Below are 15,095 nucleotides of genomic sequence, written 5' to 3' on the forward strand. Positions count from 1 at the left end.
ATAACGAGTGGACAATTTATACATTGTCCACTCGTTATTATAGTTATTATTTTCACTGTTCTTCCTTCTTCTCGCCTTGAGAACCACCGTCACCGCCTGCTTCTTTCTTATCAGATCCACCTTTTTCAGCCTTTTGTACACCTTTACTAATGATATCAATCATCTTGGATTGGAAGAGTGGACTTTCAGCAGTTTCTGTTAGTACTTGTTGTAGATATTGACGGTATTCTTTACTCTTCATTGTTTGTAACATCATTTTTTCTACTTCAGGATTTTTCATGATTTCTATAACGCCTGCTTGGTATTCAGGGTCTTTTAATAAGGTTTTCATTAATTGGGTTTGTTCTTTCCCCATACTTTTAGCGAACTTCGATGAGAACTCAGGATCTTTAAAGAGCTTTTCCCAGAATTGTTGCCCTTTATCGGATACCATTGCATCTTCAATCGTTTTCTTTACTACTGTTTCATCTAGTATGAGTGCTTGTTTCATTTTTTCATCAGTTAATACATCTTGAATAGCTTTCTTACCTTGATCTGTTTTTAAAATATCAACAATCATTTTCTTTGTTTGATCGTAATCTAGTTCGGATTTCGTTTCTTTTCCTTGTGCGCATGCTACAAGTGCGATAAGTAGAAAAGAAGAAACGAAAATGAATAGTATCCGTTTCATAAGTTGGAACTCCTTTCAGCACAGTTCTCTCTTTTTAATATAAATATCTTTAAGGAATTTATACATGAACATGGCTAGCTTTTTGAAATTGTCATTGATACAATTTAATTAGAAATATAAGGATAATGGGGGATGTGTTGTGAATAGCCGCAAGTGGGTACGACTATTTTTAACGACGTTGTTTCTTGGTGGGATTAGCACAGTTATTATTGGTTTTGTTTTGGAGTGGGACAGGTACGATGAATTTTTTCAAAATTTCGACGTTAAGGAGATTTTAGCGGTATCTTTCTGGTTGATGGGTGTAGGATTTATTTTTAGCGTTATAAGTCAAATGGGATTCTTTGCATATTTAACAATCCATCGTTTTGGACTAGGGATGTTTCGCTCATCGTCTTTATGGAATGCAGTCCAGCTCTTCTTTATTGCATTCGTATTATTTGATTTTGTGTATTTAAGGTCTGTACTTATTGCAAATGGGGAAGTCTCATTGGGGAATAACATACTTGTTGCTGGAATTTTATTTGTGTTTGGAGCAATTGTTGCTTATGTAAAAAGTAAAGAAACAAATAAAAAAGCATTTGTGCCAGCTCTGTTCTTTATGGTTGTTGTAACAATTCTTGAATGGGTACCGGCGCTTCGGATTAATGATACAGATTGGTTATATTTAATGGTTATACCGCTATTGTTATGTAATGCATATCAATTACTTGTATTACATCGTTTAATCGGAAAAACGAGTAAACCTGCTTAATAGAGAGAGGTTTTATACACCGGCAGTTATATTACTGGAAATGGTGTGATTAAAAAAGCTCTACCACCTTCTTGAAAGGTAGTAGAGCTTTTTATACGTGAAGAGTAGTAGGGACGAAGCTATTTCACATCTTCACTTTTCGTACTTGTGTTGGAAATAAGTTGTGATACGGATATTTGCTCATATCCATCACTTTTTAATTTTTGCAGGAGCAGCGGTAAAGCTCTATTTGTTTGAAGGGCAGAATCGGATGCGTGTAATAAGACAATATCTCCACCTTTCAAATTATTAGAGACGGTGGAAACGATGTGGTTTACACCTGGGTTTTTCCAATCGTTTGAATTATTACTCCAATGCACGACGGTGTATCCAAGTGATTCTGCAATTTTAAGGGTTGCCTTGTTAAATTCGCCACTAGGTGGACGTAACAGTTTGACTTGTTTTACACCAAGTTTTGTAAAAACATCTTGTGCTCGTAAAAGGTCTCGTCTTATTTCATTCGTCTCTAGAGAAGTATAAGATGTGTAATTGTAACCCATACTACCGATTTCGTGTCCATCTTTCATGATGCGCTCTACAATATCGGGGTGTCTTTCGGCCCATGCAGCAGAAAGGAAGAAGGTTGCATTCTTAATTTCTCTTTCTTTAAGAGTATCAAGGATTGGAATTGCTTTTTTGTCTCCCCAACTAATATCAAACGTAAATGCAACTTGCTTTTTAGCGGTATCTCCTTTGTAAATTACTTTAGGGCCTGTAGCAGTTGAAAAAGCAGATTCATGTGAATATGTTTTTAAAAAGAGTAGCCATGCTGTAAATAAGGAAAGTATCACTATTAAGCTAATGTGTTTAAAAGTTCTTTTACTCGTAATAAAAAAGAAAAACATAATATTACGCCCCTTTGTCCAATCCTTTTCAGTTACATATATGCTGGAAATATAAAAAAGAGAACAAAGGATTAATATCGTAAGTAGTGGATATAATGAATGATAGGATTGTAATAAGTGAAAATGAGCGGAACGTTTATTGTTACGTAAGGAATTATTGAGGTGATCATTTGCTTGGGCTGATGTTGACAAAAGAAGAGAGAAAAGAGATGGAATACATATTAAAGAGAGAGTTAGAGGAACTTTTATTTGATTTTGAAGATGAGCGTATTCATGAAGTTGTAAAAAAGGCGATGGAAGAAAGATATAAAATCATTTTTTGTTTGTTTCGGAGAGTTGCTAACGCAGAGGAATGTATTCGTTATGTAAGAAGAAGAACTTTTTATTAAAAAGTATTGACGTTAATAGTTTGTATATGGTAAATTAATAAACGTCGCTGATGCGGAAACGCAGAAAACGACAAAAAAGAAATTGAAAAACTTAGTTGACATTGAAAAATGAAGATGTTAACATAAGGAAGTCGCAAATGAGCGACCAAGTAGTTCTTTGAAAACTGAACGAAACAAACAACGTGAAACGTCAATTTTTATTTTTAGATGCTAGACAAACTAACTTTATTGGAGAGTTTGATCCTGGCTCAGGATGAACGCTGGCGGCGTGCCTAATACATGCAAGTCGAGCGAATGGATTAAGAGCTTGCTCTTATGAAGTTAGCGGCGGACGGGTGAGTAACACGTGGGTAACCTGCCCATAAGACTGGGATAACTCCGGGAAACCGGGGCTAATACCGGATAACATTTTGAACTGCATGGTTCGAAATTGAAAGGCGGCTTCGGCTGTCACTTATGGATGGACCCGCGTCGCATTAGCTAGTTGGTGAGGTAACGGCTCACCAAGGCAACGATGCGTAGCCGACCTGAGAGGGTGATCGGCCACACTGGGACTGAGACACGGCCCAGACTCCTACGGGAGGCAGCAGTAGGGAATCTTCCGCAATGGACGAAAGTCTGACGGAGCAACGCCGCGTGAGTGATGAAGGCTTTCGGGTCGTAAAACTCTGTTGTTAGGGAAGAACAAGTGCTAGTTGAATAAGCTGGCACCTTGACGGTACCTAACCAGAAAGCCACGGCTAACTACGTGCCAGCAGCCGCGGTAATACGTAGGTGGCAAGCGTTATCCGGAATTATTGGGCGTAAAGCGCGCGCAGGTGGTTTCTTAAGTCTGATGTGAAAGCCCACGGCTCAACCGTGGAGGGTCATTGGAAACTGGGAGACTTGAGTGCAGAAGAGGAAAGTGGAATTCCATGTGTAGCGGTGAAATGCGTAGAGATATGGAGGAACACCAGTGGCGAAGGCGACTTTCTGGTCTGTAACTGACACTGAGGCGCGAAAGCGTGGGGAGCAAACAGGATTAGATACCCTGGTAGTCCACGCCGTAAACGATGAGTGCTAAGTGTTAGAGGGTTTCCGCCCTTTAGTGCTGAAGTTAACGCATTAAGCACTCCGCCTGGGGAGTACGGCCGCAAGGCTGAAACTCAAAGGAATTGACGGGGGCCCGCACAAGCGGTGGAGCATGTGGTTTAATTCGAAGCAACGCGAAGAACCTTACCAGGTCTTGACATCCTCTGAAAACCCTAGAGATAGGGCTTCTCCTTCGGGAGCAGAGTGACAGGTGGTGCATGGTTGTCGTCAGCTCGTGTCGTGAGATGTTGGGTTAAGTCCCGCAACGAGCGCAACCCTTGATCTTAGTTGCCATCATTAAGTTGGGCACTCTAAGGTGACTGCCGGTGACAAACCGGAGGAAGGTGGGGATGACGTCAAATCATCATGCCCCTTATGACCTGGGCTACACACGTGCTACAATGGACGGTACAAAGAGCTGCAAGACCGCGAGGTGGAGCTAATCTCATAAAACCGTTCTCAGTTCGGATTGTAGGCTGCAACTCGCCTACATGAAGCTGGAATCGCTAGTAATCGCGGATCAGCATGCCGCGGTGAATACGTTCCCGGGCCTTGTACACACCGCCCGTCACACCACGAGAGTTTGTAACACCCGAAGTCGGTGGGGTAACCTTTTTGGAGCTAGCCGCCTAAGGTGGGACAGATGATTGGGGTGAAGTCGTAACAAGGTAGCCGTATCGGAAGGTGCGGCTGGATCACCTCCTTTCTATGGAGAATTGATGAACGCTGTTCATCAATATAAGTTTCCGTGTTTCGTTTTGTTCAGTTTTGAGAGAACTATCTCTCATATATAAATGTATGTTCTTTGAAAACTAGATAACAGTGTAGCTCATATTTTTTTAATTTTAGTTTGGTTAAGTTAGAAAGGGCGCACGGTGGATGCCTTGACACTAGGAGTCGATGAAGGACGGGACTAACGCCGATATGCTTCGGGGAGCTGTAAGTAAGCTTTGATCCGAAGATTTCCGAATGGGGAAACCCACTATACGTAATGGTATGGTATCCTTACCTGAATACATAGGGTATGGAAGACAGACCCAGGGAACTGAAACATCTAAGTACCTGGAGGAAGAGAAAGCAAATGCGATTTCCTGAGTAGCGGCGAGCGAAACGGAACATAGCCCAAACCAAGAGGCTTGCCTCTTGGGGTTGTAGGACATTCTATACGGAGTTACAAAGGAACGAGGTAGACGAAGCGACCTGGAAAGGTCCGTCGTAGAGGGTAACAACCCCGTAGTCGAAACTTCGTTCTCTCTTGAATGTATCCTGAGTACGGCGGAACACGTGAAATTCCGTCGGAATCTGGGAGGACCATCTCCCAAGGCTAAATACTCCCTAGTGATCGATAGTGAACCAGTACCGTGAGGGAAAGGTGAAAAGCACCCCGGAAGGGGAGTGAAAGAGATCCTGAAACCGTGTGCCTACAAATAGTCAGAGCCCGTTAATGGGTGATGGCGTGCCTTTTGTAGAATGAACCGGCGAGTTACGATCCCGTGCAAGGTTAAGCTGAAGAGGCGGAGCCGCAGCGAAAGCGAGTCTGAATAGGGCGTTTAGTACGTGGTCGTAGACCCGAAACCAGGTGATCTACCCATGTCCAGGGTGAAGTTCAGGTAACACTGAATGGAGGCCCGAACCCACGCACGTTGAAAAGTGCGGGGATGAGGTGTGGGTAGCGGAGAAATTCCAATCGAACCTGGAGATAGCTGGTTCTCCCCGAAATAGCTTTAGGGCTAGCCTTAAGTGTAAGAGTCTTGGAGGTAGAGCACTGATTGAACTAGGGGTCCTCATCGGATTACCGAATTCAGTCAAACTCCGAATGCCAATGACTTATCCTTAGGAGTCAGACTGCGAGTGATAAGATCCGTAGTCAAGAGGGAAACAGCCCAGATCGCCAGCTAAGGTCCCAAAGTGTGTATTAAGTGGAAAAGGATGTGGAGTTGCTTAGACAACTAGGATGTTGGCTTAGAAGCAGCCACCATTTAAAGAGTGCGTAATAGCTCACTAGTCGAGTGACTCTGCGCCGAAAATGTACCGGGGCTAAATACACCACCGAAGCTGCGAATTGATACCAATGGTATCAGTGGTAGGGGAGCGTTCTAAGTGCAGTGAAGTCAGACCGGAAGGACTGGTGGAGCGCTTAGAAGTGAGAATGCCGGTATGAGTAGCGAAAGACGGGTGAGAATCCCGTCCACCGAATGCCTAAGGTTTCCTGAGGAAGGCTCGTCCGCTCAGGGTTAGTCAGGACCTAAGCCGAGGCCGACAGGCGTAGGCGATGGACAACAGGTTGATATTCCTGTACCACCTCTTTATCGTTTGAGCAATGGAGGGACGCAGAAGGATAGAAGAAGCGTGCGATTGGTTGTGCACGTCCAAGCAGTTAGGCTGATAAGTAGGCAAATCCGCTTATCGTAAAGGCTGAGCTGTGATGGGGAAGCTCCTTATGGAGCGAAGTCTTTGATTCCCCGCTGCCAAGAAAAGCTTCTAGCGAGATAAAAGGTGCCTGTACCGCAAACCGACACAGGTAGGCGAGGAGAGAATCCTAAGGTGTGCGAGAGAACTCTGGTTAAGGAACTCGGCAAAATGACCCCGTAACTTCGGGAGAAGGGGTGCTTTCTTAACGGAAAGCCGCAGTGAATAGGCCCAAGCGACTGTTTAGCAAAAACACAGCTCTCTGCGAAGCCGTAAGGCGAAGTATAGGGGGTGACACCTGCCCGGTGCTGGAAGGTTAAGGAGAGGGGTTAGCGTAAGCGAAGCTCTGAACTGAAGCCCCAGTAAACGGCGGCCGTAACTATAACGGTCCTAAGGTAGCGAAATTCCTTGTCGGGTAAGTTCCGACCCGCACGAAAGGTGTAACGATTTGGGCACTGTCTCAACCAGAGACTCGGTGAAATTATAGTACCTGTGAAGATGCAGGTTACCCGCGACAGGACGGAAAGACCCCGTGGAGCTTTACTGTAGCCTGATATTGAATTTTGGTACAGTTTGTACAGGATAGGCGGGAGCCATTGAAACCGGAGCGCTAGCTTCGGTGGAGGCGCTGGTGGGATACCGCCCTGACTGTATTGAAATTCTAACCTACGGGTCTTATCGACCCGGGAGACAGTGTCAGGTGGGCAGTTTGACTGGGGCGGTCGCCTCCTAAAGTGTAACGGAGGCGCCCAAAGGTTCCCTCAGAATGGTTGGAAATCATTCGTAGAGTGCAAAGGCATAAGGGAGCTTGACTGCGAGACCTACAAGTCGAGCAGGGACGAAAGTCGGGCTTAGTGATCCGGTGGTTCCGCATGGAAGGGCCATCGCTCAACGGATAAAAGCTACCCCGGGGATAACAGGCTTATCTCCCCCAAGAGTCCACATCGACGGGGAGGTTTGGCACCTCGATGTCGGCTCATCGCATCCTGGGGCTGTAGTCGGTCCCAAGGGTTGGGCTGTTCGCCCATTAAAGCGGTACGCGAGCTGGGTTCAGAACGTCGTGAGACAGTTCGGTCCCTATCCGTCGTGGGCGTAGGAAATTTGAGAGGAGCTGTCCTTAGTACGAGAGGACCGGGATGGACGCACCGCTGGTGTACCAGTTGTTCTGCCAAGGGCATAGCTGGGTAGCTATGTGCGGAAGGGATAAGTGCTGAAAGCATCTAAGCATGAAGCCCCCCTCAAGATGAGATTTCCCATAGCGTAAGCTAGTAAGATCCCTGAAAGATGATCAGGTTGATAGGTTCGAGGTGGAAGCATGGTGACATGTGGAGCTGACGAATACTAATAGATCGAGGACTTAACCATATAATATGTAGCAATGTTATCTAGTTTTGAAGGAATATATATTTAAAATTCCTTTTGACATTCTGAAAAGAATGTGTATAATGATAAAAGTCTGGTAATGATGGCAGAGAGGTCACACCCGTTCCCATACCGAACACGGAAGTTAAGCTCTCTAGCGCCGATGGTAGTTGGGACCTTGTCCCTGTGAGAGTAGGACGTTGCCAGGCTTGTATTGTTCCGCAGTAGCTCAGCGGTAGAGCTATCGGCTGTTAACCGATCGGTCGTAGGTTCGATTCCTACCTGCGGAGCCATTATGCTTCCATAGCTCAGCTGGTAGAGTACTTCCATGGTAAGGAAGAGGTCACCGGTTCAAGCCCGGTTGGAAGCTTGGAAAAGTTTTTAAATTTTTGGCCCGTTGGTCAAGTGGTTAAGACACCGCCCTTTCACGGCGGTAACACGGGTTCGAATCCCGTACGGGTCACCACTTTTGGAGGATTAGCTCAGCTGGGAGAGCACCTGCCTTACAAGCAGGGGGTCGGCGGTTCGATCCCGTCATCCTCCACCATATATGTTTAAATGTCGGAGGGGTAGCGAAGTGGCTAAACGCGGCGGACTGTAAATCCGCTCCTTCGGGTTCGGCAGTTCGAATCTGCCCCCCTCCACCATTTTCTTTAAAATAACCTGAAAGGGTTTATTTTTTTGAGAAGATAACCATACTAGTAAATATTAATGGGCTATAGCCAAGCGGTAAGGCAACGGACTTTGACTCCGTCATGCGCTGGTTCGAATCCAGCTAGCCCAGCCATTTACGAGCCATTAGCTCAGTTGGTAGAGCATCTGACTTTTAATCAGAGGGTCGAAGGTTCGAATCCTTCATGGCTCACCATTTTCGCGGAAGTAGTTCAGTGGTAGAATACAACCTTGCCAAGGTTGGGGTCGCGGGTTCGAATCCCGTCTTCCGCTTTATTACTAAGGGGCCTTAGCTCAGCTGGGAGAGCGCCTGCCTTGCACGCAGGAGGTCAGCGGTTCGATCCCGCTAGGCTCCATCTAAATAGAAAAAGCTTACATCATACGATGTAAGCTTTTTTGTGTTTAAAAAGACAACTTTTATATTTATCGTTTAAAATGAAGAAAACGTAAAAATAAGGGATGGGGGGATAATTGTGAAAGTTGTTATTGCATCTGATTCATATAAAGAAAGCCTAAAAGCTATAGAAGTATGTGGAGCTATTGAAAGAGGTTTTAGAGCGATTTTTCCTAATGCAGAGTATGTGAAAATACCAATTGGAGATGGAGGAGAAGGGACGGTTGAATCACTTGTTGATGCTACAGGGGGGAGAATTATATCAATTAGTGTGACAGGACCGCTTAGAGAAGGTGTACAAGCTTTTTATGGCATTTCTAAAGATAAAAAGACAGCGTTTATTGAAATGGCAGCAGCATCAGGATTACAGCACGTTCCAGTTGAAAAGCGCAACCCACTTATTACAACGACAAAAGGAACAGGAGAACTTATATTACATGCGCTAGATCAAGGAGTGGGGTACATAATTTTAGGACTTGGAGGAAGTGCTACAAATGATGGTGGGGCAGGTATGTTAGCAGCTTTAGGAGTAAGATTTATAAATGACAAGGGTGAAGTAATAGATCCATCTGGAGGCGCATTACATTCAATTGATGCTATTGATTTTTCACAACTGGACCCACGCTTAAAGGGAGTAAAGATAGAAGCGGCCTGTGATGTGGATAATCCATTAGTCGGAATGCAGGGGGCATCTTTCGTATTTGGGAGACAAAAGGGTGCGAATGTAGAGATGATGAAAGAGCTAGATGAGAATTTAAAACATTACGCGAATATCCTTAAACGATATGTATCTTTTGATGTATCTGAAATACCTGGTGCAGGGGCAGCAGGAGGAATGGGAGCGGCTGTTATTTCAGTGTTAAAGGGAGACTTGCGAAGGGGCATTGAAATTGTATTGAATTATACAAATTTCGATAAACATATAGAAGATGCAGATCTCATTATAACTGGTGAAGGTAGAATAGATGAACAAACTGCATATGGGAAGGCTCCTGTTGGTGTTGCGGGGCGTGCGAAACGTTTTTCTGTGCCTGTAATTGCTATTGGAGGGTCTGTATCATCTGATTATCCAGCTGTTTACGAGAAAGGAATAGATGCGGTATTTAGTATTACAACAAGACCGATGACACTAGAAGAAGCATATAGAGTAGCAGAAGAAAATATTGAAATGACAACGAAGAATATTGCAGCAGTATGGAAAATAGCGTCAGAAAAACACTTCTAAATGTAGGAGTGTTTTATTATTATTATTTGATAATAGTGATTGCGATTGTTTCATTAAGTTAACTTTATACATAGAATAGTCTTGAAATTTGATTTTCAACGTGAATATAAGTGAATAAATTGTATATCCATACAAAAAAATGTCGAGTTGAGTCAGACTATATAAAAGATTTAAAATATTTAGTGAAGGCATAAAAGGGGGATACTATCTATGAAAAAAGAAATTTCAGTTATTGGAGTTCCAATGGATTTAGGACAGATGCGTCGTGGAGTTGATATGGGACCGAGCGCGATCCGTTATGCAGGGGTAATTGAAAGAATTGAAGAAATTGGATATGACGTTAAAGATATGGGAGATATATGTATAGAGAGAGAAAAAGAGGTAGATGAAAATACAAAATTAAGAAACCTTACACAAGTTGCAACTGTATGTAATGAATTAGCAAGTAAGGTGGATCATATTATAGAAGAAGGTCGTTTTCCACTTGTATTAGGTGGTGACCATAGTATTGCTATCGGTACATTAGCTGGTGTAGCCAAACATTATAAAAACTTAGGTGTTATTTGGTATGATGCACACGGTGATTTAAATACAGAGGAAACTTCACCATCTGGAAATATTCACGGTATGTCACTTGCAGCAAGTTTAGGTTATGGACATTCTTCACTTGTAGATTTATACGGAGCATATCCAAAGGTGAAAAAAGAGAATGTTGTAATTATCGGTGCGCGTGCATTAGATGAAGGAGAAAAAGACTTCATTCGCAATGAAGGTATTAAAGTGTTCTCGATGCATGAAATTGATCGTATGGGGATGACGGCTGTTATGGAAGAAACAATCGCATATTTATCTCATACTGATGGTGTACACTTATCATTAGATTTAGATGGTCTTGATCCTCATGATGCACCAGGTGTTGGAACGCCTGTAATTGGTGGTCTATCTTATCGTGAAAGCCACTTGGCGATGGAAATGTTAGCGGAAGCTGATATTATCACATCTGCTGAATTTGTTGAGGTAAATACGATTTTAGATGAGAGAAATAGAACGGCAACAACAGCAGTTGCTTTAATGGGTTCTTTATTCGGTGAAAAACTAAAATAAATGTAAGAAAAGCAACTGAGAAGTTGCTTTTTTTATTTGAAAATAGGCGTATAATAATGATTTATATTATACTGTAAGATAAAAATGTTTGACATCTTACCAATTTGAGCTAAAGGGGGTTGTTTGTAATTGTCGTTTGTTTCATGTATGGTATAATTAACTAGTTGTTGGAAATACATACAGATAGAGCATAAAACAATATTTCAATATATGGATAGAATTGCTCGTAAGTAGGAGGAAGGGATAGCATGCCTTTTGAAGATACGACCATTTTGAAATATCTTAGTACGGCATTAGATATTGCCATTGTATGGTTTATTATATATAAGCTGATTCTCATAATCCGAGGGACGAAAGCTGTTCAACTTTTAAAAGGGATTACAGTTATCATTGTCGTTAAGATGATTAGTATTTTCCTTGAATTGCATACGTTATCTTGGCTAACTGAACAAGTATTAACATGGGGATTTTTAGCCGTTATTATTATCTTTCAGCCAGAATTGCGAAGAGCACTTGAGCAGCTAGGGCGCGGGAGTTTATTTTCGCGTGGTGGACCGTATGAGGATGATGAACCTGAAATGGTTGCAACAGCGATAGCAAAAGCAACCGAATATATGGGGAAACGTAGAATTGGTGCATTAATTACTTTGTCAAAAGAGACCGGTATGGGTGATTATGTGGAAACGGGTATTCCGCTGAATGCAAACGTATCATCGGAATTACTTATTAATATTTTCATTCCAAATACACCTCTTCATGACGGAGCGGTAATTATGCAAGGAAGTACAATTAAAGCAGCAGCATGCTATCTTCCATTATCAGAAAGTCCGTTTATTTCTAAAGAATTAGGAACTAGACATCGTGCTGCAATGGGAGTTAGTGAAGTTACTGATAGTATTACAGTAGTTGTGTCTGAAGAAACTGGTCAAATTTCTTTAACGAAAAATGGTAAGTTGCATCGTGATTTGAAGACAGAACAGCTGAAGGATATGTTATTAGCTGAATTTAGTGGGAACGAAAAAACGACTTCTTCGTCTTTATGGAATTGGAGGAGAAAGCGTCATGGATAAGTTAATGGAGAATCATTGGTTTTTAAAAGGGATCTCATTACTATTGGCGTGTATGCTTTTTATGTCAGCGACGTTAACTGAAAAAAATACGACATCAGGTATATTACCTTTTGCAAATGATACGAAAGAAACATTAACTAATTATGCGATTAACCTTAAGTATGATGAGGAGAAATATATTGTAAGTGGTATTCCAGCAGAGGGCGTTAAGGTGAAGTTAGAAGGCCCAAAAGCATCAGTTGCTACAGTAAAAGCAAAAAAACAATTTGACATACCAATTGATTTGCGAGATAGTCCAAAAGGAACTTATGAGATTTCTTTAAAAACGAACGGGCTTCCAGATGATGTGAAAGGAACAGTTCAGCCATCAACAATTAAAGTTACTCTTCATGAAAAGGCGAGAAAATATGTTCATGTAGATTTGAAATTATCAAATGAGGATCAGATGCCAGCGGGGGCTACTCTCGAAAAATCAAGCCTTAAACCGGATACTGTTGAGGTAGTTGGGACGAAAGAAGAAATTGAAAGCATTTCATCTGCCAAAGCGTATGTTGATTTAAAAGGTGTTAATAAAACTGTTACAAAAACGCCCGAAGTTACATTATACAATAAAGAAGGAAAACGTTTAAATGTAAGAACAAGTCCATCTAAGATTAGTGTAACGTTGAATGTGGCAACGCAAACTACAGCCAATAATACTGAAAAAACTGTTCCTGTAACGTATACGAAGAAGGGGAGTTTAGCAGAAGGGTTGGCAGTTACAAATATCAGTGTCGAGCCGAGAGAAGTAACGATAGCTGGTCCAAAAGATATTTTGGATAATATACAATCGCTAGAGGGGGTCGAAGTAGATTTTAGTCAATTGACAGAGTCTACAACATTCGATGCCTCTGTTTTATTACCCAAGGGTGTAACAAGTGCAAAACCGAATCAAGTGAAGGTTTCGGTGGGAGTACAAAAAACAAAACAAACGAAAACAAAAACGATTGATGGTATCCCAATCCAAAAAAATGGACTTTCTAAAGATGTTACGGCTCAGCTAATTTCGCCGCAAGATGAAAAGATAAGTGTTGATATTTCAGGAGAAGCAAGTATAGTAGATAAAATAACAGCTGCTCAAATAACAGCGGTAATTAATCTGCAAAATGTATCTTCAGGGACGAAAGATATTTCTATTCAAGTGAGTGGTCCTGGTAATATTTCAATAGAGCCAAAACAAAAAAGTGCTAAAGTTACTATTGTAAAGAAAGAAAAACCAGATAAAGAAGTACAGGGTAACGGTCAACAACCGGATTCAAACACCAATCAAGAAAATCAAAATGAGAAGCCAAAAAATCCTGAACCCGATCCAGAAAAGGAAAAGGAACAGGAAAATAATCAAAACCAAAATCAAGATAAAGATAAAGAAACTAGTCAAGAACCAACAGTAGATAACCATAATCAAAAAGAGCAAGAAAAAGGAGCGAATCATAATGGGTAAATATTTTGGTACAGATGGAGTACGCGGAGTTGCAAATAAGGAGTTAACACCTGAATTAGCTTTCAAAATTGGGCGTTTTGGTGGTTATGTATTAACAAAAGATACAGATCGTCCAAAAGTAATTATCGGTCGTGATACACGTGTATCTGGCCATATGTTAGAAGGAGCTTTAGTAGCAGGTCTATTATCAACTGGAGCAGAAGTAATGCGCCTTGGCGTTATTTCTACACCGGGTGTTGCTTATTTAACAAAAGCACTAGACGCACAAGCGGGTGTTATGATTTCTGCATCTCATAATCCAGTACAAGATAACGGTATTAAATTCTTTGGTTCAGACGGCTTTAAATTAACAGATGAGCAAGAAGCTGAAATTGAAGCTTTATTAGACAAAGAAGTTGATGAACTACCACGTCCAACAGGTACTAACCTTGGACAAGTGAGCGATTACTTTGAAGGTGGACAAAAATATTTACAATACATTAAACAAACTGTTGAAGAAGACTTCTCTGGCCTACATATCGCTTTAGATTGTGCACATGGTGCCACATCTTCTTTAGCTCCATACTTATTTGCAGATTTAGAAGCTGATATTTCAACAATGGGGACTTCACCGAACGGTATGAATATTAACGAAGGTGTAGGATCTACACATCCAGAAGTATTGGCTGAATTAGTAAAAGAAAAAGGTGCTGACATCGGACTTGCTTTTGATGGCGATGGCGACCGTTTAATTGCTGTAGACGAAAAAGGAAACATCGTTGACGGTGATCAAATTATGTTTATTTGTGCGAAATACATGAAAGAAACTGGTCAATTAAAACATAATACAGTTGTTTCAACTGTTATGAGTAATTTAGGTTTCTACAAAGCACTTGAAGCAAACAATATTACAAGCGATAAAACAGCAGTTGGTGACCGCTACGTAATGGAAGAGATGAAACGCGGTGGTTACAACTTAGGTGGAGAACAATCAGGCCATATTATCTTACTTGATTACATTACAACTGGTGACGGAATGTTAAGTGCACTTCAACTTGTAAACATCATGAAAATGACGAAAAAACCATTATCTGAGCTTGCAGGAGAAATGACGAAATTCCCACAATTGCTAGTAAACGTTCGTGTAACAGATAAAAAATTAGCATTAGAAAATGAAAAAATTAAAGAAATTATTCGTGTTGTAGAGGAAGAAATGAACGGTGATGGCCGTATTCTTGTTCGTCCATCTGGAACAGAGCCACTTATTCGTGTAATGGCAGAAGCACCAACACAAGAAGTTTGTGATGCATTTGTACATCGCATTGTAGAAGTTGTGAAAGCTGAAGTTGGCGCTGAATAATTAGCTGAATTTATATGAAAAAGGAGCACAATAAGTGCTCCTTTTTCATATGTTTTATAGACGATGAAAAAAATTTCATTGACGGTTTATCCATGTTTGTTATAAGATGGTCTTGTTCTTTTTCTCAAAGGAAATATTGTAAATTATAAAAGCGCCAGAACTACAAATAGTGTAGTTGACGAGGTGGGGTTTATCGAGATTTCGGCGGATGACTCCCGGTTGTTCATCACAACCGCAAACTTTTACTTAAATCATTAAGGTGACTTAGTGGACAA

The 15,095-nt window shown here is 41.6% G+C and carries 9 protein-coding genes, 9 tRNA genes and 3 rRNA genes; 19 read left to right on the forward strand and 2 right to left on the reverse strand.

All coding sequences use genetic code 11. The features are described from left to right. Window positions 1-52: 52 nt before the first annotated feature. Window positions 53-670 carry a spore germination lipoprotein GerD gene (gene gerD, locus BCG9842_RS00790; protein WP_000821601.1) on the reverse strand — a complete coding sequence of 206 codons (618 nt, stop codon included), beginning with the start codon at window positions 668-670 and terminating at the stop codon, window positions 53-55. A 139-nt stretch (window positions 671-809) separates the two neighbouring features. Between gerD and kbaA the strand changes: the two genes are divergently transcribed. After that, the gene (kbaA, locus tag BCG9842_RS00795) at window positions 810-1,421 is read left to right on the forward strand and encodes a KinB signaling pathway activation protein KbaA (protein ID WP_001088528.1); all 612 of its coding nucleotides are present in this window, start codon (window positions 810-812) and stop codon (window positions 1,419-1,421) included. A gap of 119 nt (window positions 1,422-1,540) precedes the next feature. Here the strand turns inward: kbaA and pdaB are convergent, their stop codons facing one another. Beyond that, on the reverse strand, window positions 1,541-2,305 hold the full coding sequence (pdaB, locus tag BCG9842_RS00800) for a polysaccharide deacetylase family sporulation protein PdaB (RefSeq protein WP_000464716.1): 765 nt from the start codon (window positions 2,303-2,305) through the stop codon (window positions 1,541-1,543). A gap of 170 nt (window positions 2,306-2,475) precedes the next feature. On the opposite strand from pdaB, the gene BCG9842_RS00805 reads away from it, so the two are divergent. From BCG9842_RS00805 to glmM, 18 genes are all read left to right on the forward strand, one after another. After that, window positions 2,476-2,694 carry a hypothetical protein gene (locus BCG9842_RS00805; RefSeq protein WP_000901146.1) on the forward strand — a complete coding sequence of 73 codons (219 nt, stop codon included), beginning with the start codon at window positions 2,476-2,478 and terminating at the stop codon, window positions 2,692-2,694. 225 nt (window positions 2,695-2,919) lie between these two features. Continuing rightward, window positions 2,920-4,471 (forward strand): 16S ribosomal RNA (locus BCG9842_RS00810). 146 nt (window positions 4,472-4,617) lie between these two features. Then, window positions 4,618-7,539, forward strand: a 23S ribosomal RNA gene (locus tag BCG9842_RS00815). A gap of 90 nt (window positions 7,540-7,629) precedes the next feature. Further along, window positions 7,630-7,745 (forward strand): 5S ribosomal RNA (gene rrf / locus BCG9842_RS00820). Together the 16S, 23S and 5S rRNA genes with 9 tRNA genes alongside form the textbook arrangement of a ribosomal RNA operon. Window positions 7,746-7,754: 9 nt before the next feature. Continuing rightward, window positions 7,755-7,829: transfer RNA gene (locus BCG9842_RS00825), tRNA-Asn, on the forward strand. Window positions 7,830-7,833: 4 nt separating this feature from the next. After that, window positions 7,834-7,906, forward strand: a tRNA-Thr gene (locus BCG9842_RS00830). A 21-nt stretch (window positions 7,907-7,927) separates the two neighbouring features. Next, window positions 7,928-8,002 (forward strand) — tRNA-Glu (locus BCG9842_RS00835). A 5-nt stretch (window positions 8,003-8,007) separates the two neighbouring features. Then, window positions 8,008-8,083 (forward strand) — tRNA-Val (locus BCG9842_RS00840). A 16-nt stretch (window positions 8,084-8,099) separates the two neighbouring features. Then, window positions 8,100-8,183: transfer RNA gene (locus BCG9842_RS00845), tRNA-Tyr, on the forward strand. A 65-nt stretch (window positions 8,184-8,248) separates the two neighbouring features. Continuing rightward, window positions 8,249-8,323: transfer RNA gene (locus tag BCG9842_RS00850), tRNA-Gln, on the forward strand. Between the two features lie 5 nt (window positions 8,324-8,328). Further along, window positions 8,329-8,404: transfer RNA gene (locus tag BCG9842_RS00855), tRNA-Lys, on the forward strand. A gap of 5 nt (window positions 8,405-8,409) precedes the next feature. Then, window positions 8,410-8,481: transfer RNA gene (locus BCG9842_RS00860), tRNA-Gly, on the forward strand. A 10-nt stretch (window positions 8,482-8,491) separates the two neighbouring features. Continuing rightward, a tRNA-Ala gene (locus BCG9842_RS00865) sits at window positions 8,492-8,564 on the forward strand. 117 nt (window positions 8,565-8,681) lie between these two features. Then, window positions 8,682-9,827 carry a glycerate kinase gene (locus BCG9842_RS00870; protein ID WP_000869593.1) on the forward strand — a complete coding sequence of 382 codons (1,146 nt, stop codon included), beginning with the start codon at window positions 8,682-8,684 and terminating at the stop codon, window positions 9,825-9,827. 210 nt (window positions 9,828-10,037) lie between these two features. Next, entirely contained in the window at window positions 10,038-10,931 is an 894-nt protein-coding gene (gene rocF, locus BCG9842_RS00875; RefSeq protein WP_000711565.1) for an arginase, read from the forward strand. A 248-nt stretch (window positions 10,932-11,179) separates the two neighbouring features. Next, the gene (gene cdaA, locus BCG9842_RS00880; protein WP_001115693.1) at window positions 11,180-12,001 is read left to right on the forward strand and encodes a diadenylate cyclase CdaA; all 822 of its coding nucleotides are present in this window, start codon (window positions 11,180-11,182) and stop codon (window positions 11,999-12,001) included. Beyond that, a complete protein-coding gene (locus BCG9842_RS00885) occupies window positions 11,994-13,481 on the forward strand; it encodes a CdaR family protein (RefSeq protein WP_000359604.1) in 1,488 nt (495 codons plus the stop codon). Before cdaA ends, BCG9842_RS00885 begins: the two co-directional genes overlap by 8 nt. Continuing rightward, window positions 13,474-14,820, forward strand: coding sequence for a phosphoglucosamine mutase (gene glmM, locus BCG9842_RS00890; RefSeq protein ID WP_000521478.1), 1,347 nt, complete (start codon window positions 13,474-13,476; stop codon window positions 14,818-14,820). Before BCG9842_RS00885 ends, glmM begins: the two co-directional genes overlap by 8 nt. Window positions 14,821-15,095 lie beyond the last annotated feature (275 nt).

Source organism: Bacillus cereus G9842 (assembly GCF_000021305.1).
Classification (GTDB): domain Bacteria; phylum Bacillota; class Bacilli; order Bacillales; family Bacillaceae_G; genus Bacillus_A; species Bacillus_A thuringiensis_S.